23 protein-coding genes are annotated in these 22,152 nt (G+C 62.4%); 16 read left to right on the top strand and 7 right to left on the bottom strand.

Annotated features, from left to right (window positions below):
• Positions 1 to 70: 70 nt before the first annotated feature.
• On the bottom strand, positions 71 to 526 hold the full coding sequence (locus SGN16_RS25750) for a MaoC family dehydratase (protein WP_335945949.1): 456 nt from the start codon (positions 524 to 526) through the stop codon (positions 71 to 73).
• A gap of 190 nt (positions 527 to 716) precedes the next feature.
• Here SGN16_RS25750 and SGN16_RS25745 point away from each other — a divergent pair, with 190 nt between their 5' ends.
• The 3 genes from SGN16_RS25745 to SGN16_RS25735 are packed head-to-tail and all read left to right on the top strand — an operon-like array spanning position 717 to position 2,396.
• The gene (locus SGN16_RS25745) at positions 717 to 1,082 is read left to right on the top strand and encodes a CidA/LrgA family protein (RefSeq protein ID WP_210641221.1); all 366 of its coding nucleotides are present in this window, start codon (positions 717 to 719) and stop codon (positions 1,080 to 1,082) included.
• Entirely contained in the window at positions 1,079 to 1,795 is a 717-nt protein-coding gene (locus SGN16_RS25740) for an LrgB family protein (RefSeq protein WP_210641219.1), read from the top strand. Before SGN16_RS25745 ends, SGN16_RS25740 begins: the two co-directional genes overlap by 4 nt.
• 10 nt (positions 1,796 to 1,805) lie before the next feature.
• The gene (locus SGN16_RS25735) at positions 1,806 to 2,396 is read left to right on the top strand and encodes an LON peptidase substrate-binding domain-containing protein (protein WP_210641217.1); all 591 of its coding nucleotides are present in this window, start codon (positions 1,806 to 1,808) and stop codon (positions 2,394 to 2,396) included.
• A 188-nt stretch (positions 2,397 to 2,584) separates the two neighbouring features.
• On the opposite strand, the gene SGN16_RS25730 is transcribed toward SGN16_RS25735, so the two are convergent.
• Both SGN16_RS25730 and SGN16_RS25725 read right to left on the bottom strand, forming a co-directional pair.
• Positions 2,585 to 3,901 carry a bifunctional DedA family/phosphatase PAP2 family protein gene (locus tag SGN16_RS25730; RefSeq protein WP_335945951.1) on the bottom strand — a complete coding sequence of 439 codons (1,317 nt, stop codon included), beginning with the start codon at positions 3,899 to 3,901 and terminating at the stop codon, positions 2,585 to 2,587.
• A 553-nt stretch (positions 3,902 to 4,454) separates the two neighbouring features.
• Complete coding sequence (locus tag SGN16_RS25725; protein WP_210641213.1) at positions 4,455 to 5,135, bottom strand: DNA-3-methyladenine glycosylase; 681 nt, start codon at positions 5,133 to 5,135, stop codon at positions 4,455 to 4,457.
• A gap of 186 nt (positions 5,136 to 5,321) precedes the next feature.
• On the opposite strand from SGN16_RS25725, the gene SGN16_RS25720 reads away from it, so the two are divergent.
• The 13 genes from SGN16_RS25720 (at position 5,322) to SGN16_RS25660 (ending at position 18,509) form a co-directional block, all read left to right on the top strand.
• Positions 5,322 to 6,593: a glutamate-5-semialdehyde dehydrogenase gene (locus tag SGN16_RS25720; protein ID WP_210641211.1), complete on the top strand. Its 1,272-nt coding sequence runs from the start codon at positions 5,322 to 5,324 to the stop codon at positions 6,591 to 6,593.
• A gap of 1 nt (position 6,594) precedes the next feature.
• Positions 6,595 to 7,278 (top strand): nicotinate-nucleotide adenylyltransferase, encoded by a 684-nt coding sequence (gene nadD, locus SGN16_RS25715; protein ID WP_025215651.1) that lies wholly within the window; start codon positions 6,595 to 6,597, stop codon positions 7,276 to 7,278.
• Between the two features lie 71 nt (positions 7,279 to 7,349).
• Complete coding sequence (rsfS, locus tag SGN16_RS25710) at positions 7,350 to 7,844, top strand: ribosome silencing factor (RefSeq protein ID WP_335945870.1); 495 nt, start codon at positions 7,350 to 7,352, stop codon at positions 7,842 to 7,844.
• A gap of 9 nt (positions 7,845 to 7,853) precedes the next feature.
• Positions 7,854 to 8,321 (top strand): 23S rRNA (pseudouridine(1915)-N(3))-methyltransferase RlmH, encoded by a 468-nt coding sequence (rlmH, locus tag SGN16_RS25705; RefSeq protein WP_003185785.1) that lies wholly within the window; start codon positions 7,854 to 7,856, stop codon positions 8,319 to 8,321.
• 10 nt (positions 8,322 to 8,331) lie between these two features.
• Positions 8,332 to 10,227, top strand: a complete 1,896-nt coding sequence (gene mrdA, locus SGN16_RS25700; RefSeq protein WP_210641202.1) for a penicillin-binding protein 2 — start codon at positions 8,332 to 8,334, stop codon at positions 10,225 to 10,227.
• 31 nt (positions 10,228 to 10,258) lie between these two features.
• Complete coding sequence (rodA, locus tag SGN16_RS25695; RefSeq protein WP_167659400.1) at positions 10,259 to 11,362, top strand: rod shape-determining protein RodA; 1,104 nt, start codon at positions 10,259 to 10,261, stop codon at positions 11,360 to 11,362.
• A 17-nt stretch (positions 11,363 to 11,379) separates the two neighbouring features.
• Entirely contained in the window at positions 11,380 to 12,390 is a 1,011-nt protein-coding gene (gene mltB / locus SGN16_RS25690) for a lytic murein transglycosylase B (protein WP_210641200.1), read from the top strand.
• On the top strand, positions 12,390 to 13,415 hold the full coding sequence (locus SGN16_RS25685; protein ID WP_210641198.1) for a septal ring lytic transglycosylase RlpA family protein: 1,026 nt from the start codon (positions 12,390 to 12,392) through the stop codon (positions 13,413 to 13,415). Before mltB ends, SGN16_RS25685 begins: the two co-directional genes overlap by 1 nt.
• Positions 13,416 to 13,582: 167 nt before the next feature.
• Positions 13,583 to 14,740 (top strand): D-alanyl-D-alanine carboxypeptidase family protein, encoded by a 1,158-nt coding sequence (locus SGN16_RS25680; protein ID WP_210641196.1) that lies wholly within the window; start codon positions 13,583 to 13,585, stop codon positions 14,738 to 14,740.
• A gap of 81 nt (positions 14,741 to 14,821) precedes the next feature.
• On the top strand, positions 14,822 to 15,097 hold the full coding sequence (locus SGN16_RS25675; RefSeq protein WP_025215644.1) for a DUF493 domain-containing protein: 276 nt from the start codon (positions 14,822 to 14,824) through the stop codon (positions 15,095 to 15,097).
• A complete protein-coding gene (lipB, locus tag SGN16_RS25670; protein WP_335945873.1) occupies positions 15,097 to 15,744 on the top strand; it encodes a lipoyl(octanoyl) transferase LipB in 648 nt (215 codons plus the stop codon). Before SGN16_RS25675 ends, lipB begins: the two co-directional genes overlap by 1 nt.
• 25 nt (positions 15,745 to 15,769) lie before the next feature.
• Positions 15,770 to 16,768 (top strand): lipoyl synthase, encoded by a 999-nt coding sequence (gene lipA, locus SGN16_RS25665; protein WP_160893675.1) that lies wholly within the window; start codon positions 15,770 to 15,772, stop codon positions 16,766 to 16,768.
• A gap of 808 nt (positions 16,769 to 17,576) precedes the next feature.
• Positions 17,577 to 18,509 carry an LD-carboxypeptidase gene (locus SGN16_RS25660; RefSeq protein WP_335945874.1) on the top strand — a complete coding sequence of 311 codons (933 nt, stop codon included), beginning with the start codon at positions 17,577 to 17,579 and terminating at the stop codon, positions 18,507 to 18,509.
• A 131-nt stretch (positions 18,510 to 18,640) separates the two neighbouring features.
• On the opposite strand, the gene SGN16_RS25655 is transcribed toward SGN16_RS25660, so the two are convergent.
• The 4 genes from SGN16_RS25655 to lptE all read right to left on the bottom strand — a co-directional run bounded on the left by SGN16_RS25655 (position 18,641) and on the right by lptE (position 22,113).
• The gene (locus SGN16_RS25655) at positions 18,641 to 19,963 is read right to left on the bottom strand and encodes a lytic murein transglycosylase (protein WP_210641192.1); all 1,323 of its coding nucleotides are present in this window, start codon (positions 19,961 to 19,963) and stop codon (positions 18,641 to 18,643) included.
• Between the two features lie 72 nt (positions 19,964 to 20,035).
• Entirely contained in the window at positions 20,036 to 20,200 is a 165-nt protein-coding gene (gene arfA, locus SGN16_RS25650) for an alternative ribosome rescue factor ArfA (RefSeq protein ID WP_123343928.1), read from the bottom strand.
• 216 nt (positions 20,201 to 20,416) lie between these two features.
• Complete coding sequence (gene holA, locus SGN16_RS25645; protein WP_210641191.1) at positions 20,417 to 21,454, bottom strand: DNA polymerase III subunit delta; 1,038 nt, start codon at positions 21,452 to 21,454, stop codon at positions 20,417 to 20,419.
• A gap of 53 nt (positions 21,455 to 21,507) precedes the next feature.
• Positions 21,508 to 22,113, bottom strand: coding sequence for an LPS assembly lipoprotein LptE (gene lptE / locus SGN16_RS25640; RefSeq protein WP_335945875.1), 606 nt, complete (start codon positions 22,111 to 22,113; stop codon positions 21,508 to 21,510).
• Positions 22,114 to 22,152 lie beyond the last annotated feature (39 nt).

Genomic DNA, 22,152 nt, shown 5'->3' with positions numbered 1-22,152 from the left:
CCGCAGCTATGCGCATGAGATATAGATAAGCGATGCGAAACTGCACGAGCGGTTTCGCGACCGCATAGGTTTACACGAAGCAGAGCGACAGTGGCTCGGCGATGTAGGCCGGTTTGTCCGAACCTTCGATTTCCAGCGTGGCGGTGGCCTTGAGCAGCCATTGGCCGGGCTTTTTCTCGGTGGCGTCCACCAGGTCGACCTTGAGCCGGACCTTGGAATCAACCTTGACCGGCTGGATGAAACGCACGCTGTCCAGCCCGTAGTTGACGACCATCTTCACGCCCTCGGGCAGGATCAGGATGTCTTCCATCAGCTTGGGCATCAGCGACAACGACAGGAAACCGTGGGCAATGGTGCTGCCGAACGGGGTCTGCGCGGCTTTGACCGGATCGACGTGGATGAACTGGAAGTCGCCAGTGGCTTCGGCGAACAGGTTGATGCGGTCCTGATCGATGGTCAGCCATTCGGAACGTCCAAGTTCCTTGCCGACATAATCTTTGAGCGCTGCAACGGGAACGTAGGGCATTGAGACTCTCCTTGGGTTCATCTGTTTTGTCTTTTGTCACGGGGATCTGTGTCCCCGGAGAACCACTGTAGATCAACATGAGGCGCGGGTAAGGTCACTGACCATGCTTTTTACGAATGCCGAACCATAGCGCGGGCGTGCTTATAATGCCGGCGCATTCTTTGAGTAAGTGTTGCAGGGGAGAGAGCGGATGTTGCTACGGGGCCTGACCTGGCTGGTGCTGTTCCAATTGCTGGGCACCGCCATCAATCATTTGTTCTTGCCGGTGTTGCCGGGGCCAATCATTGGCCTGCTGCTGTTGCTGGGTTATCTGATCGTTCGCGGCGAAGTCGGCGAACCCCTGAACCTGGCCGCCAGCAGCCTGTTGCGTTACCTGCCGTTGCTGCTGGTGCCGCCAGCGGTGGGGGTGATGGTCTACGCCCGGGCCATTGCCGCCGATTTCTGGGCCATCGTCGGCGCGCTGGTGTTGTCGCTGGTACTGTCCATGGCCTTTACCGGCGTGCTGATGCAGCGTCTGGCCCGGCGCCACGCACCGGCTGCGGAGGATGTTCAATGATGTTCGACTGGCAGGGCGCCTGGGGCTCGGTGATCCACCATCCATTGTTCGGCATCGGCATTACCCTGGGCGCCTATCAACTGGTGCTGGCGGCGTTCGAAAAGACCCGCTGGGTGTTCCTGCAACCGGTGTTGATGTCGATGGTGCTGCTGATCGCTGTACTGGTCGGTTGTGGCATCAGCTACGCCGAATACCGCAAGAGCACCGAGATCCTCAGCATTCTGCTGGGCCCGGCCACGGTCGCCCTGGCGGTGCCGTTGTATTTGAACCTGCGACGGATCCGGCAATTGTTCTGGCCAATTTTTACTACGCTGGTGATTGGTGGGGTGTTCGCCACCGGTTCTGCGGTGGTGTTGGGCTGGGCATTCGGCGCCGAGCACATGATCCTGATGACCATGGCGCCCAAGTCGGTGACGTCGCCAATCGCCATGTTGGTGGCCGAACAGATCGGCGGTGTCGCGGCGATGGCCGCGGTGTTCGTCTTGATCACTGGCGTGCTCGGGGCGATTCTGGGCCCGAGCATCCTGACCCGGTTGGGTGTCCATAGCCCGGAGGCCCGGGGCATGGCCCTGGGGTTGACGGCCCATGCGGTGGGCACGTCCGTGGCGTTGCAGGAAAGCGAGGAGTCCGGCGCCTTTGCGGCGCTGGCGATGAGTCTGATGGGCGTGGCCACGGCGGTATTGCTGCCGTTGGTGGTGTCGATGACGGTCTAAGGAACTGGTTATGAGCTTGCCGCTTTTCCCGTTGAACACCGTACTGTTCCCCGGTTGCATCCTTGATTTGCAGATTTTCGAGGCGCGTTACCTCGACATGATCGGGCGCTGCATGAAAAAGGGCGAAGGCTTCGGCGTGGTGTGCATCCTCGATGGCGAGGAAGTCGGCATCGCCCCTGATGGCTATGCGCGGGTCGGGTGTGAGGCGCGCATCACTGATTTTTCCCAGCAGGACAACGGCCTGCTGGGCATTCGGGTGCAGGGCGGGCGGCGCTTTATCGTGCATGGCAGCAGCGTCCAGCCCGATCAGTTGACGGTCGCCGAGGTCGAGTGGCTGGAAGAAGAGCCGGAGCAACCGCTGCAAGAGGAAGACGCCGACCTGGTGGCGCTGCTCAAGGCCTTGGCCGAACACCCGATGGTCGAGGCCCTGAACATGGGCACCGAAGCCACCGGACAGCAGTCCCTGGCCAATCAACTGGCCTATCTGCTGCCGTTCAATGAACTGGACAAGATCGACCTGCTGCAGCTCGATGATCCCCAGCAACGGCTGGATGCGATCCAGGCTTTGTTGGATGAGTTGCAAGGTGAGCTCTTCGCCTGACACCACTCATCTCACCAAACAGCGCTGATCCCCTGTGGGAGCGAGCTTGCTCGCGATAGCGGTGGGTCAGTTGCAGTGATGTTGGATGTGTCGCCGTCATCGCGAGCAAGCTCGCTCCCACAGGGGGGGGCTCCAGTGCCCACAGACTCGGTGTTCGCCACGGATCTCTTGTGGAAGCGAGCCTGGTTTCAATAGGCATACCGCAACATCGCATGGGGCAGATGCCGCAGCGCGAAGAAGCTGAACACCGCCACCAGCGCCGGCAATATCAGCCACCAGATTTTCGGCGGCATGGCCGGCAGTGGCGTCTGGCGCTGGCTCAACCACAGGACCGCGGCGCAGACACAGGCGGCGAGCATGGCGCCGGCGACGACGTCGCTCGGCCAGTGAGCCCCCAGGTACACCCGCGAGAGGGCAATGGCCAGCGCCGGCAGGCAGGCGAGTAGCAGCCAGGTCAGGCGCATGCGCGGTGGTTGTCCGCGCCCGGCCAGGATGGCGAGGCTCAGGAACAGCGCGAATGCGCCGGAGGCATGGCCGCTGGGCATGCTGTAGCTGGTCAGTGGGTCGGTGAGGATTTCCGGGCGTACGCGGGCGAAGAAATGTTTGCTGCCGGTATTGGCCAGGGACGTGAGCAGCATCGTGCCGCCGGCGAAGATTGCCTGGCGCCATTGGCGTGCCAGGAGCAGCAAACCGGTGAGCAGGGCGCTGAAAATCAGCATGTTGCGGAATTCGCCGATCAGCGTGAAGGTCACGGCGATTTCGTCCAGCGTCACGCTGCGATGCTCCTGGACCAGCGCCACCAGGCCCTGGTCGAAGGCCGTCAGGTAGCGAAAGCCGATGAACAGGCCGGTCAGGATCACCAGGCCCAGGCCGGCGATCAGCGCCGAGGCATGGCGATGGCGGCGCAAGCTGCTGTTGACGCTCAGCCCGATCATCACTGCGATGCTGCCGATGACGACACCGGCCTGTGGCCAGAAACCTTCGGGCAGTGGCAGGCGGAACGCCGCCCCGGTGGCCCAGCCCGGCAGCAGGTACGCCACGGTCCAGCCGGTCGCGGCCAGCACGCTGACGGCGGCAAAACGCGGGAACGGCATGTCGCACATCCCGGCCACCATCGGCAACATCGGCCTGAGAGGGCCGATAAAACGGCCCACCAGCAGGCTGGCGATGCCGTAGCGCTGGAAATAGTTTTCCGCCGCAGCCATCCATTCCGGATGATGCCGCAACCCCGGCAGGCGCCGGATGTTCTGGTGGAAGTGCCGGCCCAGGAAGTACGACACCAGATCCCCCAGCAAGCCACCGAGCAGGCCCAGCAGCAACGTCTCGCCCAAGGACAACGCGCCGCTGCCGGCCAGTACCGCTATCGCAAACAACAGCACGGTCCCTGGCACGATCAACCCGGCGATGGCCAGGCACTCCACACAGGCGACGATGAACACCGCCACCGCCAGCCATTGCGGGTTGAGTGTCAGCCAGCCGGTGATGCTATCGAGCCATGGGCCCATAAATACAACTCCATTGAACAGTAAGCGGCATGCACCGAAACTCCTGTGGCAGCGAGCTTGCTCGCGATAGCGGTGTATCAGTCAACCCCCATTCTGCTGACCTGACGCCATCGCGAGCAAGCTCGCTCCCACTGGGGGGGCTTGTTGTGAGCACAAAACCTGTGGCCACTGAAAATCAACTGTGGGAGCGAGCTTGCTCGCGATAACGGTGTATCAGTCAACCCCCATTCTGCTGACCTGACGCCATCGCGAGCAGGCTCGCTCCCACAGGGGGGCTTGTTGTGAGCACAAAACCTGTGGCCACTGAAAATCAACTGTGGCAGCGAGCTTGCTCGCGATTGCGGTGTATCAGTCAACCCCCATTCTGCTGACCTGACGCCATCGCGAGCAAGCTCGCTCCCACTGGGGGGCTTGTTGTGAGCACAAAACCTGTGGCCACTGAAAATCAACTGTGGGAGCGAGCTTGCTCGCGATAACGGTGTGTCAGTCGATACCCATTCTGCTGATCTGACGCGATCGCGAGCAGGCTCGCTCCCACAGTGAAATGTGTCGATCATGAAAGCAAAAAATAATCCCGCCCTTCGACCTGCCCGCGCCGCAACGGGTTCCTGGTGCACCACGGCGCGTAGGCGGCGTCGACGAAGCGGTAGGGCAGGTGTTCGTCCCGTCCCTGGGGGATGCCCAGGCGGGTGGTCTGGATCGCATTGACCGTCGGCACGCCGACGTCTTCCACCAACAAGCGCTCGGGGTCGAAGCGTTTGGCGTCCCAGTCCGGCACTTTCAGCCCCAATGCCTTGCACAGCAAGGTCTGGCCGGCGCAGAGTTTCTGCGGTGTGCGTGGCCGGCCCTGGGCGTCGGGGTTGTTCAGCAGCATCTGCGCCAGGCTCGCCGGGCCGCAAACGGCGTCGACCCACGGGTACGCCGATTTGATCAGTACCGCATTGCCGGGCCCCTGGGCGCTGAAATTCAGCGAATCGCCACCCCGGGCGTAATACATATAGATGTGGCCGCCATCCAGAAACAAAGCCTTACGTTTTTCCGTGTAGCCCAGCGACGCGTGGCTGCCCTTTTCGGCGAAGTAATAGGCTTCGGTCTCGATGATCCGCGCGCTGAGCCACAGCTCGCCGACCTTGTGACGGATGACTTTGCCCAGCAGGTCACGGGCCAGCACCTGGGCATCGCGATCAAAAAAAGCATGGGGCAAGGCGTTTGGCGATTGAGGCAAATCGGTCATGGCGATAAACGAAGTGAGGCCAAAGGAAGCGCGATGATAGCAATGGAAAGCTTAATCACCGCTGAACACCGGCAAATTGCGCAAGTTTTGCGCCTCCGCCGGTCACCACTGCGAGTCCATGCTGTTAGTCGCGGGTTACGACAGCTATAATCTGCCGCTTTCCTCTTTGCCAAGACCACACAGACCATGACTGAGTCCGTTCTTGACTACATGACCCGCCTGGGTCGCGCCGCTCGTGAAGCGTCGCGCATCATCGGCCGTGCCAGCACCGCGCAGAAAAACCGCGCCCTGCAGGCCGCCGCCAATGCGCTGGACGCTGCGCGCGCCGAGTTGTCCGCCGCCAACGAGCTGGACCTGGCCGCTGGTCGGGCCAATGGTCTCGAACCGGCCATGCTCGAGCGCCTGGCGCTGACCCCGGCCCGCATCGACGGCATGATCGTCGGCCTGCGCCAGGTCGCGGCGTTGCCGGACCCGGTCGGGGCGATTCGTGACATGAGCTATCGGCCGTCGGGCATTCAGGTCGGCAAGATGCGCGTGCCCCTGGGCGTGGTCGGGATCATCTACGAGTCGCGGCCGAACGTGACCATCGACGCCGCGAGCCTGTGCCTGAAGTCGGGTAACGCGACCATCCTGCGTGGCGGTTCCGAGGCGATCCATTCCAACCGTGCCATTGCCGCCTGCATCCAGCGCGGCCTGGCCGAAGCCGATCTGCCGGCCGCCGTGGTGCAAGTGGTGGAAACCACCGACCGCGCCGCGGTTGGTGCGCTGATCAGCATGCCCGAGTTCGTCGACGTCATCGTGCCGCGTGGTGGCAAGGGCCTGATCGAGCGGGTCAGCCGCGATGCCCGCGTACCGGTGATCAAGCACCTGGACGGCATCTGCCACGTCTACGTCAGCGCTCACGCCGAGCTGCCGAAAGCCCAGCGCATCGCCTTCAACGCCAAGACCTACCGTTATGGCATCTGTGGCGCGATGGAAACCCTGCTGGTGGACCAGGCCGTTGCCCAGGCCTTCCTGCCGTCGATGGCGGCCCAGTTCCGCGAAAAAGGCGTCGAGCTGCGCGGTTGCGAGCGCACCCGGGCGATCATCGAGGCGGTAGCCGCCACTGAAGAAGACTGGGACACCGAATACCTGGCGCCGATCCTGTCGATCCGCGTGGTCGACGGGCTCGACCAGGCCATCGACCATATCAATCGCCACGGCTCGCACCACACCGACTCCATCGTCAGTGAAAACCTCGGGGAAACCCGGCGCTTCGTGGCCGAAGTGGACTCGGCGTCGGTGATGATCAACACCCCGACCTGCTTCGCCGACGGCTTTGAATACGGATTGGGTGCCGAGATCGGCATTTCTACTGATAAGCTGCACGCCCGCGGCCCGGTCGGTCTGGAAGGCTTGACCTGCGAGAAGTACATCGTGGTCGGTGACGGCCAGTTGCGCGGACAGGAGCCGGCCTGACTTGGGCGATCTCGACCCGTCAGCCGCAGTGACGACAACCCCGCCCCGGCGCATCGGTATCCTGGGTGGAACGTTCGACCCGGTGCACATCGGCCATTTGCGCGGTGCGCTGGAAGTCGCCGATGCCCTGGCCCTCGATGAGCTACGCCTGACGCCCAGCGCCAGGCCGCCTCACCGGGATACGCCACAGGTGTCGGCGCAGGACCGTCTGGCGATGGTCGAGTGCGCGGTGGCCGGTGTGGCGCCGTTGGTGGTGGACGCCCGCGAATTGCAGCGGGACAAGCCGTCCTACACCATTGATACCCTGGAGCTGATGCGCGCCGAACTGGCCGCCGATGCCCAGGTTTTTCTGCTTCTGGGCTGGGACGCATTTTGCGGCCTGCCCACTTGGCATCGCTGGGAAGAGTTGCTCCAGCATTGCCACATCCTGGTGCTGCAACGCCCGGATGCCGACAGCGAGCCGCCGGATGCCTTGCGCAACCTGCTGGCGGCCCGCTCGGTGAGCGACCCGCTGGCCCTGAAAGGGCCGAGCGGACAGATTGCATTCGTCTGGCAGACGCCGCTCGCGGTATCCGCCACCCAGATCCGTCAACTGCTGGCCAGCGGTAAGTCGGTACGTTTCCTGGTGCCCGACGCGGTCCTGGCCTACATCGATGCGCACGGGCTGTACCGTGCGTCGAACTGAAAAAGGCGCGCTTCAAGGCACGTGAATGCGTGTAGCGAAGCGCCCGAACATACGAGCAAAACGAGTTTTATATGACTGACAAAGACGTAAACAAAGTAAAGCGCAAAGGCACGTTCAAAAGCGCTCCGCTGCCTGTAGAGGCCCATACCGGCGTGGCACTGGCCGGCGACGAGCTGGTCAAGGTGGCCGTGGCGGCCCTGGAAGACGTCAAGGCCCAGGACATCCAGGTGATCGACGTTCGTGAAAAGCAGAGCATCACGGACTACATGATCATCGCCACCGGTACCTCCAACCGCCAGATCGGCGCGATGCTGGATAAGGTCCGCGAAGCGGTCAAGGCCCAGGGCGTCAAGCCGCTGGGTGAAGAAGGCAAGGGCGACAGCGACTGGGTGCTGCTGGATATGGACGACGTCATCGTGCACATGATGACCGCCTCGGCGCGCCAGTTCTATGACCTGGAGCGCCTGTGGGCTGGTGCCGAGCAGAGCCGTTCGGCCAGCGCCGCGCATCACAGCCCGGAAAACACCCATGAGCATTTCACCAAGCTCAACAAAGACCAGCAATAAGGGACCGCTGTGCGACTGCGCCTGATCGCTGTCGGTTCTCGCATGCCCAAGTGGGTGGAAGAAGGCTGGCATGAATATGCCAAGCGTCTTCCATCCGAGCTGGCCCTGGAACTGGTGGAAATTCCGCTCAATACCCGTGGCAAGAACGCCGATGTGGCGCGCTTTATTCGCCAGGAAGGCGAAGCCATGCTGGCCAAGGTCGGGCCGAACGAGCGCATCGTCACCCTCGAAGTCCACGGCAAGCCCTGGAGCACCGAGCAACTGGCGGTGGAACTCGATCGCTGGCGGCTGGATTCGCGCACGGTCAATTTCATGGTCGGCGGCCCGGAAGGGCTGGCACCGGAAGTCTGTGCCCGGGCCGATCAGCGTTGGTCGTTGTCGCCGTTGACGTTGCCGCACCCGCTGGTGCGGATCCTGATCGGCGAACAGTTGTATCGTGCCTGGACAGTCCTGTCCGGGCACCCTTATCACAAGTAATCCTGCCCTCATGCCCCAGCCGATCCGCATCAAGGACCACGAAAAAGACGCCCGCCTGGTGCGAGGCCGCGTCGTGTTCGGCGCCATCACGGTAGTGACGCTGATCGGCGTGCTGATCGCGCGGCTGTATTTCCTCCAGGTGATCCAGTACGAGTACCACTCGACCCTGTCGGAAAACAACCGGGTGCATGTGCAACCGATTCCGCCGACCCGCGGGCTGATTTTCGACCGTAATGGCGTGGTAGTGGCGGATAACCGCCCCAGCTTCAGCCTGAGCATGACCCGCGAGCGCTCCGGGGATTGGCAGCATGTGCTCGACGTGATCGTCGAAGTGCTGCAGCTGACGCCCGAGGATCGGGCGATCTTCGAGAAGCGCATGCGCCAGGGCCGACGGCCGTTCGAGCCGGTGCCGATCCTGTTCGAGCTGACCGAAGAGCAGATCGCCCTGATCGCCGTGAACCAGTTCCGCCTGCCCGGCGTCGAGGTGGTGGCGCAGTTGGTGCGGCATTATCCCCAGGGGGCGCACTTTGCCCACTCGGTCGGCTACATGGGGCGGATCAACGAGAAAGAGCTCAAGACCCTCGATCCGGTCAATTACAGCGGTACGCACCATATCGGCAAGACTGGCATCGAGCGCTTCTACGAGCCCGAGCTGCATGGCCAGGTGGGGTACGAAGAAGTCGAGACCAACGCCCGTGGCCGCGTGTTGCGCGTGCTCAAGCGCACCGACCCGATCCCCGGCAAGGACATCGTCCTGAGCCTGGACATCAAGTTGCAGGAAGCCGCCGAAGCGGCGCTGGGCGGTCGTCGTGGTGCGGTGGTGGCGCTGGATCCGAACACCGGCGAGGTCCTGGCGATGGTCAGCCAGCCGAGTTTCGACCCGAACCTGTTCGTCACCGGGATCAGCTTCAAGGCTTACTCCGAGTTGCGCGATTCCATCGACCGGCCGTTGTTCAACCGTGTACTGCGCGGCCTGTATCCGCCGGGCTCGACCATCAAGCCGGCCGTGGCGATTGCCGGGCTGGACTCCGGCGTGGTCAACGCTTCGAGCCGGGTCTATGACCCGGGTTACTACATGCTGCCCAACTATGACCACAAGTACCGCAACTGGAACCGCACCGGCGACGGTTATGTGGACCTGGAAACGGCGATCATGCGGTCCAACGACACCTACTTCTATGACCTGGCCCATAAGCTGGGGATCGATCGGCTGTCGTCCTACTTGGGCAAGTTCGGCATCGGCCAGAAAGTCTCGCTGGACATGTTCGAAGAGTCCCCCGGCCTGATGCCGTCCCGGGAGTGGAAGCGTGCGACCCGTCGCCAGGCGTGGTTCCCCGGTGAAACCCTGATCCTGGGGATCGGCCAGGGCTACATGCAGGCCACACCGCTGCAACTGGCCCAGGCCACGGCCCTGGTGGCGAGCAAGGGCAAGTGGTACCGCCCGCACCTGGCCAAGACCATCGAAGGCCAGAAACCGGTAGACCCGAACCCGATGCCGGACATCATCCTGCACAATCCGTCGGACTGGCAGAAGGTCAACAACGGCATGCAGCAGGTGATGCACGGTGCCCGAGGCACCGCGCGCAAGGCGGCCATCGGTGCGCAATACCGCATTGCCGGCAAGAGCGGTACGGCCCAGGTCGTCGCCATCAAACAGGGCGAGAAGTACGACCGCTCCAAGGTCCAGGAACGCCACCGCGACCACGCCTTGTTCGTCGGTTTCGCGCCCGCCGACAACCCGAAAATCGTCGTGTCGGTGATGGTCGAGAACGGTGAGTCCGGTTCGGGCGTCGCCGCGCCGGTGGTGCGCCAGATCATGGATGCCTGGCTGCTGGATGAGCACGGCCAGCTCAAGCCTGAATACGCAAGCCCCACCACTGCGGAGGCTACGGCCCGTGAAGAATAATTTCGACCGGATCCTCTCCAGCGAAGACGTGATGCGCCGACGTGCCACGCTGTTGCAGCGCATGCACATCGACGGCCCGCTGCTGATCCTGCTGCTGACCCTGGCCGCCGGTAGCCTGTTCGTGCTGTATTCGGCCAGCGGCAAGAGCTGGGACTTGCTGGCCAAGCAAGCCACTTCGTTCGGCATCGGCCTGGTGTCGATGATCGTCATCGCCCAGCTCGAGCCGCGCTTCATGGCGCGCTGGGTGCCGCTGGCCTATGTGGTGGGCGTGAGCTTGCTGGTGGTGGTGGACGTGATGGGCCACAACGCCATGGGCGCCACGCGCTGGATCAACATCCCCGGGGTGATCCGCTTCCAGCCTTCGGAATTCCTCAAGATCATCATGCCGGCGACCATCGCCTGGTACCTGTCCAAGCGCACCTTGCCGCCGCAGCTCAAGCATGTGTGCATCAGCCTGTTGCTGATCGGTATCCCGTTCATCCTGATCGTGCGCCAGCCGGACCTCGGCACTTCGCTGCTGATCCTGGCCGGTGGCGCTTTCGTGCTGTTCATGGGCGGGTTGCGCTGGCGCTGGATCCTCAGCGTCATCGCCATCGCCGTACCGGTGTCGGTGGCCATGTGGTACTTCGTGATGCATGACTACCAGAAGCAACGAATCCTGACCTTCCTCGACCCGGAGAGCGACCCGCTGGGCACCGGCTGGAACATCATCCAGTCCAAGGCCGCCATCGGCTCCGGCGGGGTGTTCGGCAAGGGCTGGCTGATGGGCACTCAATCGCACCTGGACTTTTTGCCGGAAAGCCACACCGACTTCATTATCGCCGTGATGGGCGAGGAGTTCGGCCTGGTGGGTATCTGCGTCTTGCTGTTGATCTATCTGCTGCTGATCGGTCGCGGGTTGGTGATCACCGCCCAGGCCCAGACATTGTTCGGCAAGTTGCTCGCGGGCAGCCTGACCATGACGTTTTTTGTTTATGTTTTCGTCAACATCGGTATGGTCAGTGGCCTGTTGCCGGTTGTGGGGGTGCCGTTGCCATTCATTAGCTACGGAGGAACTTCGCTGGTGACACTACTGTCAGCGTTTGGGGTTTTGATGTCGATCCATACCCATCGCAAGTGGATCGCGCAGGTTTGAATAAGGTGAAGAGTTTAATGCAAGCAATGCGTGGCTGGTCGACGCGGCATGTGCCGTGGATTGGCCTGGTCGGCTTCCTGGGCGGTGCACCGCACGCCTTGGCCGGCGACTACGAAGGCTCGCCCCAAGTGGCCGAATTCGTCGGCGAAATGACCCGCGACTACGGGTTTGCCGGTGAACAGCTGATGGGGGTGTTCCGCGAGGCCGAACGCAAGCAGTCGATCCTCGACGCGATCTCCCGGCCTGCCGAGCGGGTCAAGCAGTGGAGCGAGTACCGGCCGATGTTCATCACCGAGGCGCGCATCGCCCGGGGCGTGGACTTCTGGCGCCAGCACGAGGCCGCGCTGGCCCGGGCCGAGCAGGAGTACGGCGTACCGGCCCAGGTCATCGTGTCCATCATTGGCGTGGAGACCTTCTTTGGCCGCAACACCGGGAATTTCCGGGTGATCGACGCGCTGTCGACCCTGGGCTTCGATTTCCCGCCGCGCGCCGAGTTCTTCCGCAAGGAGCTGCGTGAGTTCCTCCTGTTGGCCCGGGAAGAGCAGGTCGACCCGTTGACGCTCAAGGGCTCCTACGCTGGAGCCATGGGCTTGCCGCAGTTCATGCCCAGCAGTTTTCGCGCCTATGCGGTGGATTTTGACGGCGACGGCCACATTAATATCTGGACCAACCCGACCGACGCCATCGGCAGTGTTGCCAGCTATTTCAAACGCCACGGCTGGGCTGCCGGTGAGCCGGTGGTCAGCCGCGCCGACGTACGTGGCGACCGGGTGGACGAGGGCTTGACCGAGGGCCTGGAGCCGACGAAAACCGTCGGGGAGTTGCGGGCGCTGGGCTGGTCGAGTCATGATGCGCTGCGTGATGACATGCTGGTCACCGCGATCCGCCTCGAAGGCGAGCAGGGCCCCGAATATTGGATGGGCCTGAAGAATTTCTACGCGATTACGCGTTATAACCGCAGCGTGATGTACGCCATGGCTGTATATCAACTGTCTGAAGAGCTGGTCAAAGCACGGGGCGTCAAATAATGCAGGCATTGCCTACCTATCAACCCCTGAAAGCCAAGCCCCTCAAGCTCGTGGCGTTGGCTGCGTTGTCGCTGCTGGTCGTCAGTTGTTCGACCAGCCGCGCGCCGACCCAGAAAGGCTCCACCGCCGTACGCGCCACGCCAGGCCTGGACATCAACCGGGCCCACAAGGATGGCGCGCCGTGGTGGGACGTGGACGTCTCGCGCATTCCCGACGCGACGCCGACCCTGCACACCGGTCCCTACAAGGCCAACCCGTACACGGTGCTGGGCAAGACCTATTTTCCGCTGAGCGACTCCAAGCGCTATGTCGCGTCGGGCACGGCGTCCTGGTACGGCACCAAGTTCCACGGCCAGAACACCGCCAATGGCGAGGTCTATGACCTGTATGGCATGAGCGCGGCCCACAAGACCTTGCCGCTGCCCAGCTACGTGCGGGTGACCAACCTGGACAACAACAAGAGCGTGATCCTGCGGGTCAATGACCGTGGGCCGTTCTACTCCGACCGCATCATCGACCTGTCGTATGCGGCGGCGAAAAAACTCGGTTACGCTGAAATCGGCACCGCGCGGGTCAAGGTCGAAGGCATCGACCCGCAGGAGTGGTGGGCCCAGCGCGGCCGTCCGGCGCCTTTGATGCTCAACGAGCCGAAAGTGGCGCAAAATGCCGCGCCGACCGTGACGGCTTCCACCGGTACGGTCGAGCAGTGGACGCCACCGCCGCAGCAGCACGCGGCGGCCGTAGTGCCCGTTCAGCTCGACGCAAAAAAAAACGCTTCTGCAACAGCGTCTGGCCAGTATCTGCAGGTGGGCGCATTCGCCAACCCGGACGCTGCAGAACTGTTGAGGTCCAAGCTCAGCTCGATGGTGAGCGCCCCGGTGTTCATCAGCTCGATCGTGCGCAACCAGCAGACACTGCATCGGGTGCGCCTGGGGCCGATCGGATCTCCGGGTGAGGTCCAGCAGGTGCAGAACAGTGTGCGCCTGGCCAATCTCGGTTCGCCGAGCCTGGTCACCGCCGAGTAGTTGATTGAGGCCCGCTTGCGGTAGGAGCGGGTCAGGTTGTTGGCTCCATGAATAACAAAAGCCCGGCAAGGGTTGTGAGTGAGCAACTTAAATACGCGGCAGCTCGTTAGAAAGCTGCCTGTTTAGTTTTGCCTTCGGGCAGTCCCATTAGCGATTTCGAGAGACGGATGAACATCACCACCTTTGCCAAACGCCTTTGCCTGCTAGTCCCGCTGCTGCTCTCACCGGCCGCGTTCGCGGTCGAGATGATGCCGGCTCCCCCTCAATTGGCCGCTAAAGCCTTTGTGCTCATGGATGCCAGCAGCGGCGAGGTGCTGGTGGAGAACAACGGTGACCAGCGCTTGCCACCGGCCAGCCTGACCAAGCTGATGACCGCCTACATCGCGACCCTGGAAATCCGTCGCGGCCAGATCGGTGAAAACGATCCGGTGACCGTCAGCGAAAACGCCTGGCGCACCGGCGGTTCGCGGATGTTCATCAAGGTCGGCTCGCAAGTGACCGTCAGCGACCTGCTGCACGGCATCATCATCCAGTCTGGCAACGACGCCAGCGTCGCGCTGTCGGAGCACATCGCCGGCAGCGAAGATGCGTTCGCCGACATGATGAACAAGACTGTCGCCGACCTGGGCATGACCAATACCCACTTCATGAACCCCACCGGCCTGCCGAACCCCGAGCACTACTCCTCGGCGCACGACATGGCGATCCTGGCGCGGGCAATCATTCATGAAGACCCGGCGCACTACGCCATCTATTCCCAGAAAGAATTCTTCTGGAATGGCATCAAGCAGCCTAACCGCAACCTGCTGCTGTGGCGCGACAAGACCGTCGATGGCCTCAAGACCGGTCACACCGACGAAGCCGGCTACTGCATGGTGTCTTCGGCTGTCCGTGACGGCATGCGCCTGATCGCCGTCGTCTTCGGCACCAGCAGCGAAGTGGCCCGTGCCGCCGAGACCCAGAAGCTGTTGACCTACGGTTTCCGTTTCTTCGAAACCCAGACCTTCTACCAGAAGGGCACCGAACTGGCCCAGGCCCAAGTCTGGAAAGGCACCACCAATCAGGTGAAGGCCGGCTTGGCCCAGGACCTGACCATGACCCTGCCTAAAGGCCAGCTCAAGAAGCTCGCTGCCAGCATGACCATGAACCCGCAACTGACCGCCCCCATCGCCAAGGGTGATGTGATCGGTAAAGTCGAAGTCAAACTGGACGACAAAGTGGTGCACAGCGCTGACCTGATCGCTCTGGACGCGGTCGAGGAAGGTGGTATCTTCCGCCGCATGTGGGATAGCATCCGTCTATTCTTCTACGGCTTGTTCAACTGATTCTAGTGTTGACCTCCATGGCCCCGTTCCGATCCGGCGCGGGGCCATGTTCGTTACCACGGCTTACGAGGCCGTTACCCCATGACAGACTCTGAAGTAAATGCGCCAAAAATCGAATTCCCTTGCGCGGACTATCCGATCAAGGTGATTGGCGACACCGGTGTGGGCTTCAAGGACCGGATCATCGCGATCCTCGAAAAACATGCCACCGTTGATCACAAGACCCTGGCCGAGCGCCAGAGTACCAACGGCAAGTACACGACCATCCAGTTGCACATCATTGCCACTGGCCAGGAACAGCTGTACGACATCAACAGCGAGTTGCGCGCGACCGGTTTCGTGCACATGGTGTTGTGATGCCGGGCACGCTGGGCTTTCGCGAGCTGGGCACGATGGCTTACGAGCCGGTCTGGCATGCCATGCAACGCTTCACCAACGAACGCGGTCATACCGCCGACGATGAAGTCTGGCTGGTGGAACACCCGCCGGTGTTCACCCAGGGCCAGGCCGGCAAGGCCGAGCACCTGTTGCTGCCGGGGGATATTCCGGTGGTGAAGGTCGACCGCGGCGGGCAGGTGACCTACCATGGCCCTGGCCAACTGGTTGCCTATCTGTTGCTGGACGTGCGTAAGCTGGGGTTTGGCGTACGCGAGCTGGTCACGCGCATGGAGACATGCCTGATCGAGCTGCTGGCCAGCTACGGCGTGACTGCGGCGGCCAAGCCGGATGCGCCGGGTGTCTACGTCGACGGGGCGAAAATCGCCTCGCTGGGCCTGCGGATCCGCCACGGCTGTTCGTTTCACGGCCTGGCGTTGAACGTGGACATGGATCTGGCGCCGTTTCGACGGATTAATCCCTGTGGCTACGCGGGGCTGGCGATGACCCAGCTGCGCGATCACACAGGATCGATTGAATTTGCCGAGGTAAGTGCCCGGCTGCGCGCGCAGCTCGTCAAACACCTCGACTATGCTGAGCAGACGACCCTTACGGGCGGAATCGACTGATATGACTACTGATGCAGTGCAAACCATGATCCCGACGCTGGATGTTACCGAGCGTCCGGCCCCGCGTGCCAAGGTAGAGGCCGGCGTCAAGCTGCGCGGCGCCGAAAAGGTTGCACGCATCCCGGTCAAGATCATCCCGACCACCGAGTTGCCGAAGAAGCCCGACTGGATTCGCGTGCGCATCCCGGTGTCCCCGGAAGTCGACCGGATCAAGGCCCTGCTGCGCAAACACAAGCTGCACAGCGTCTGCGAAGAAGCCTCCTGCCCGAACCTGGGCGAGTGCTTCTCCGGCGGCACCGCCACGTTCATGATCATGGGCGACATCTGCACCCGTCGTTGCCCGTTCTGCGACGTCGGCCACGGGCGTCCGAAACCCTTGGACGTGAATGAGCCAGAAAGCCTGGCCATCGCCATCGCCGACCTGAAGCTCAAATACGTGGTCATCACCTCGGTGGACCGTGACGACCTGCGTGACGGCGGTGCCCAGCACTTTGCCGATTGCATCCGCGAAATCCGCAAGCTGTCGCCGAACGTCCAGCTGGAAACCCTGGTGCCCGATTACCGTGGCCGTATGGACATCGCCCTGCAAATCACCGCCGCCGAGCCGCCTGATGTGTTCAACCACAACCTGGAAACCGTGCCGCGCCTGTACAAGGCTGCGCGTCCAGGGTCGGATTATCAGTGGTCGTTGACTTTGCTGCAGCGCTTCAAGCAGATGATGCCGCACATTCCGACCAAGTCCGGGTTGATGCTGGGCCTGGGTGAGACTGACGAGGAAGTCATCGAAGTCATGAAGCGCATGCGTGAGCATGACATCGATATGCTGACCCTGGGGCAGTACCTGCAGCCTTCGCGTAGTCACCTGCCGGTGCAGCGTTTTGTGCATCCGGATACCTTTGCCTGGTTTGCTGAGGAAGGGTACAAGATGGGGTTCAAGAACGTTGCTTCTGGGCCGTTGGTGCGGTCTTCGTATCATGCGGATGAGCAGGCTAAGTTGGTCAAGGCTGAGTTGCTCGGGTCCTGATTTTTTAGCGTTGGTTTTTAGGGTGGTGTGTATATCCGTTTTTTGCGTAACGGCGGCTTATGGTTCCGCTCTTACAGCGGGTCACTTTTGAAAAGCCCGGAAGCCGGCCCAGTCAAAAGTAACCAAAACGCTCCTGCCCCACCACTCGGTGCCTCGCCTAGGCTCGGCATGCCTGCGTTCAGCCATCGTGGTTAACGGGGCGCCCGAGATTAACGTCCATCGCGAGGCGGCCTGATAGCCGACCTGGTTTTTGATGGGACCGCATTTCTCCTGTGGGAGCGGGCTTGCTCGCGATGGCTGTGGGTCAGTCACATTGATATTGGGCTTGCTGGCCTCATCGCGAGCAAGCTCGCTCCCACAGGGGGGGGCAGGTGCATATGCATTCTGTATTCGCTGAAGATCCAATGTGGGAGCGAGCTTGCTCGCGATAGCGGTGGCTCAGCCACATAGATGCTGGACATGCCCCCCGCTCTTGCTTTGCTTTGCTTTGTTTTGGATCTTGATCTGGACGCCCCGTTAAACCACGCTGGCCGAACGCAGGCATTGCGCAGTGGGCAACCCGGCATGGATGCCGGGATAGCCGCGCTGGGCCATGGATGGCCCTTCGCGGCGGGCCCACGGAGCAATGCCGGAGTGAGGGCACACCGAGCCTAGGCGAGGTGCCGAGTGGTGGGGCAAAGCGTTTTTGGTTACTTTTGACTGGGCCGGCTTCCGGGCTCTTCCAAAAGTGACCCGCTGTAAGAGCGGAACCATAAGTGGCCGTTACACAAAAAACGGATATACACACGATCAAAAAGCCGGGAAACCCATGGCCCTAACCCCACACCACCCCGTCCCAGCCCTCCCTCAAGAAGGTTTGATCGCCGTAATCGCCCCCGCCGGCCCCGCCCCCCTGGACACAACCAAAGCCATCCAATGGATGCGCGCAAGGGGTCATGAGCTGCGAATATTCCCAGGCGTCTACGAAAAGGACAACTACCTGGCCGGCAGCGACGAAGTACGTCTCAACGACCTGCACACCGCCTTCGCCGACCCTGAAGTAGCAGCGATCATCTGCCTACGCGGCGGCTACGGCACACCACGCCTGCTGGACCGCATCGACTTCGAACTCCTAAGACGCAACCCCAAGCCATTCATCGGCTACAGCGACATCACCGCCCTACACCTGGCCATCAGCCGTTACGCCGGGTTCGTCACCTTCCACGGCCCGCTGCTCAACGCCGACCTACTGGGCGACAAGGAACCCCCAACCGTCACCTCATTTTTCAGCCTGCTGCGTGGGCAATTGAAGGCCGGCAGCACGCTGAACCATCCCGCCGCTTACCCCTTGACCACCGTCGAACCGGGCATCGCCCACGGGCGTCTGCTGGGGGGCAACCTGTCGATGATTGCCGCGACCATGGGCACGCCTTATCAGATTGATGCCGAAGGGGTGATCCTGTTCATTGAAGACGTCAACGAACCGCTGTATCGCATTGATCGGCTGCTGACCCAGTTGCGACTGGCCGGCACGTTGCACACGTTGCGTGGCGTGTTGGTGGGGGATATAGCGGGGGTCGATATCGAGGCGCTGAACCGCTTGCTCAAGCAGACCTTCGAACCATTGCGCATTCCGGTGCTGTCCGGCTGGCGCAGTGGGCATTGCGATCCGAACCTGACGTTGCCCATGGGGGCGTTGGTGAGGCTGGATGCGGGGGAGAAGATGTTGGTGTTGGAGCAGGACGTGGTGGTCAGGGGTTAGATTTTTTGTTGCCTGATGGTCAGTCATCGCGAGCAAGCTCGCTCCCACATTGGCCCCGCGTTTCTCTGAAAGAACGCGGTCAACTGTGGGAGCGAGCTTGCTCGCGATGGCGGTAGCCGCCATAAGCCGATTCAGCGGTTACGCAACCCTTCCAGCAACTGATGCGTCGGGTACCCGTCCGCCGGCCAGCCAAACGACTGCTGGGCGCTGCGGATGGCCTTGCGAGTGTTGGCGCCGATGATGCCGTCGGGGGTACCGGCGTCGTAGTTATGCTTGCCAAGCAAAGTCTGCAATTCGATGCGTTCGCTGCGGCTCAGGGGCAGGTCATCCTTTGGCCATTGGCCGTCGATCAGCCCCGCACCGGCGAAGCGCTCGGACAGCAGGCTTACCGCCAATGCGTAGGACGAAGAGTTGTTGTACTTGAGAATCGCGCGGAAGTTGTCGAGGACCAGGAACGCCGGGCCGCGATAGCCAGCCGGTAGCAGCAGGGCCGCCGACAGGTGTTCGGCGCCGGCCGGAACCTGGCCGCCGTTGGGCAGGCTGACGCCCAATTGCAGCCATTCGGAGACGGGCTTGCGGATCGCACCATCGGCGAGGGGGTAGTTGAAGCCCTCTTTGAGTCGCACTTCAAATCCCCATGGCTGGCCGCGTTGCCAGCCCGAGCTCTGCAGGTAATGGGCGGTCGAAGCCAGGGCGTCGGTGGCACTGCCCCAGATGTCGCGGCGTCCGTCACCGTCGAAGTCCACCGCGTGGGTGTTGTAGGTGGTGGGGATGAATTGGGTCTGGCCCATGGCGCCAGCCCAGGAGCCGAGCATTTTTTCCGGGGCGATATCACCCTGCTGCAGGATCTGCAGGGCGGCGATCAGTTGCGCATGGGCGAAGCCCGGGCGCCGTCCTTCATAAGCCAGGGTCGCCAGGGAGTTGATCACCGACTTGGTGCCCTGGAACTGACCGAAATTGCTTTCCATGCCCCACACCGCCACCAAGGCCTGGCGATCGACGCCGTAGCGCTGTTCGATGCGTTGCAGGGTTTCGGCGTGCTGGTCGATCAGGCTCTGGCCTTTGCGCACCCGCAGTGGCGACAGCGCGCCATCGAGGTATTCCCACACGGGGCGGGCGAATTCCGGCTGGCTGCGGTCGGCCTTGATCACGCTCATGTCCGGGCTGACGCCAATGAAGGCTCGATCGAACAGGTCGGCACGGATTCCGGCGGCCAATGCTTCCTTGCGAAACCCGGCCTGCCATTCGGCGAAGGTCTGGGTGGGCGCAATGCTCAGGTCTTCACCGGTCGGCACCACAGGCGGCACGATGGCTGGAGCGGTCACGGCAGGAGCGGTCTGGAGTGGTTGGGCATCGGCGGCGGTAGGTTTTTCGGCGCAGGCTACAAGCAGGGCGACGCTTGCGGCAACGATCATTTGGCGCAGTGGCCAACGACGGGAAAGACAAAAGGGCATGCACGGGTCCAAAAATACAAATCAGGTGCTGACCTTATCATGCGAAAGGGCTGTAGGGCTTGTCCGGGTGTTTCAAGCTGCCACAAAGCAAGAAGCCTCCCAGTTGTCAGACTGGAAGGCTTCGCGGCGGTAGCTGCCTTTGCCCTTGGTGGGGCGTTCCTGACGACTGCGGAACAGGGGCTGGGCGATGATGGACTTGGCCTTGTTGGGGCCATGCTTGGATGGCTTTTTGCTCATGATGGAATCTCTCGTGGGTGGGTTTTGCGGGGCAAATCATGGAGCAGATTTGAGGGGGTGTCCATAGGGTGGCGAGGGGGATTTATCCCCGCTGGGCTGCGAAGCGGCCCCAGGAGAGCTGGATACGATTCGCCTGGTACACCAAGGCGATTGATTTAGGGCCCCGCGGGGATAAATCCCCTCGCCACAAGGACCTTGCTGTGCTTTTACGAGTGCTTATTCAGCAGGCAAGGTCAGCCGCTGCCCGGCCATCAACAGCGACAACCGGCTCAGGCTCATCCACGGTGAGCCTGCGGCCTGGCCCTTGATCTGCGCATCGATGCGTTGGGCTTCGAGCAGCAATTGCGCCCAGCGCGGTGCCGAATAGCGTTGCAGGGCCTTGCTCATCAGTGGTTTGCGCTTGTCCCACACCGGCGGGCGGGCCTGGCTGAAGGCTTTGTCCAGCGGTACGCCCTGGCTGTATTGCAATGACAGGTTGGCCAGCAGGCGCAATTCCCGGGCCAGGGCCCAGAGGATCACCGGTGGCTCGACGCCTTCGCCGCGCAGGCCTTCGAGCATGCGCAGGGCATGAGCGGCTTCGCCGTTGAGGATCGCATCGGTCAGTCCGAAGACATCGAAGCGTGCGCTGTCGGCCACGGCGGCCTGTACCGTTTCCACGGTGATCTGCCCGCCCTCGGCCATCAGCTTGAGCTTTTCGATCTCCTGGGCGGCGGCCAGCAGGTTGCCTTCGACCCGGGCGGCGATCAGCTCCACTGCATCCTGGCTGGCCGACAGGCCGGCCTGGGACAGGCGCTGGCGGATCCAGCTCGGCAACTGACTGACGTCCACCGGCCAGATCTGCACGAACTGGGTTTGCTGGCCTTCGACCAGGGCTTTGCCCCATTTGGTTTTCTGCGCGCTGCCGTCAAGTTTCGGCAGGCTGATCAGCAGCACCGTGTCTTCGGCGGGCCGCGAGCAATACTCGATCAGCGCGGCGGCGCCCTTGTCGCCAGGTTTGCCAGACGGCAGGCGCAGCTCCAGCAGGCGTTTTTCGGCGAACAGCGACATGCTCGCCCCGGCCTGCAACAGGGTGCCCCAGTCGAAACTGGCATCGGCGGCGAATACCTGGCGTTCGTCGAAGCCTTGTTGGCGGGCGGCTGCACGAATGGCGTCGGCGGCTTCCTGGCACAGCAACGGGTCATCGCCGCTGATGATGTAGACCGGCGCAAGGGCGCCTTGCAGGTGTTTGCCGAGTTGGGCGGGGGGCAGCTTCATAAAGCACAGTTCATAAGAGAAGGCGAGCGGGGCGCCGGAGCGCCCCGCAAGGCTTATTCAGCCGGGATTTGCATCGGCGACTGCTGCGGGGTTTCCGCTTCAGCCTTGCGTGCCGCTTCCAGTGCGTCGGCTTCAGCCTTGGCGCGGGCGTTGGCGGTCTGCTGCAGTTGTTCCAACTGGGTCGGGCTCAGTTGTTGCAGGCGCAGCATCATGCGCTGGACGAGGTCACGCCGCATTTCGCTGCGCACTTCGCTCGACTCCTGGTCGGAACCGGTGATGTTGTTGCCGTCGTGCAGGTAGACCTTCTGCACTTGCAGCTTGTCGTCCAACAGCGACAGATTGTTCTGGCCACGGATCTCGTAGTTCAGCACGTTGGTCAGCTCGTACTCGGCAGAACGACCGGCACCGGCATAGCTCAGGCTGCGCTGGCTTTGCTGTTCACGGGTCAATATCAGCTTGTACGGCGCGCCGCTGTAAACCTTGACCCCGCTGTTCTCCAGGGTTTCGCGCAGCATTTTAACGGTGTCGCCATAAGCGTCGCGCGCGCTGAGGTCCAGCTCCGTGATGGCCAGCTCGGTGGTGCCGGTGCCGCGCAGTTGGAAGCCGCAGGCGCTCAACAGGACCGCCAGGCCCATTACCAGCAGATTACGTTTGATCATCTTGTTGCTCCCCTTGAACCCTATGGGGCCGACAGTGCG

Source organism: Pseudomonas sp. G166 (assembly GCF_037027455.2).
Lineage (GTDB): Bacteria > Pseudomonadota > Gammaproteobacteria > Pseudomonadales > Pseudomonadaceae > Aquipseudomonas.
This window is presented reverse-complemented; position numbering and strand designations above follow the sequence as displayed.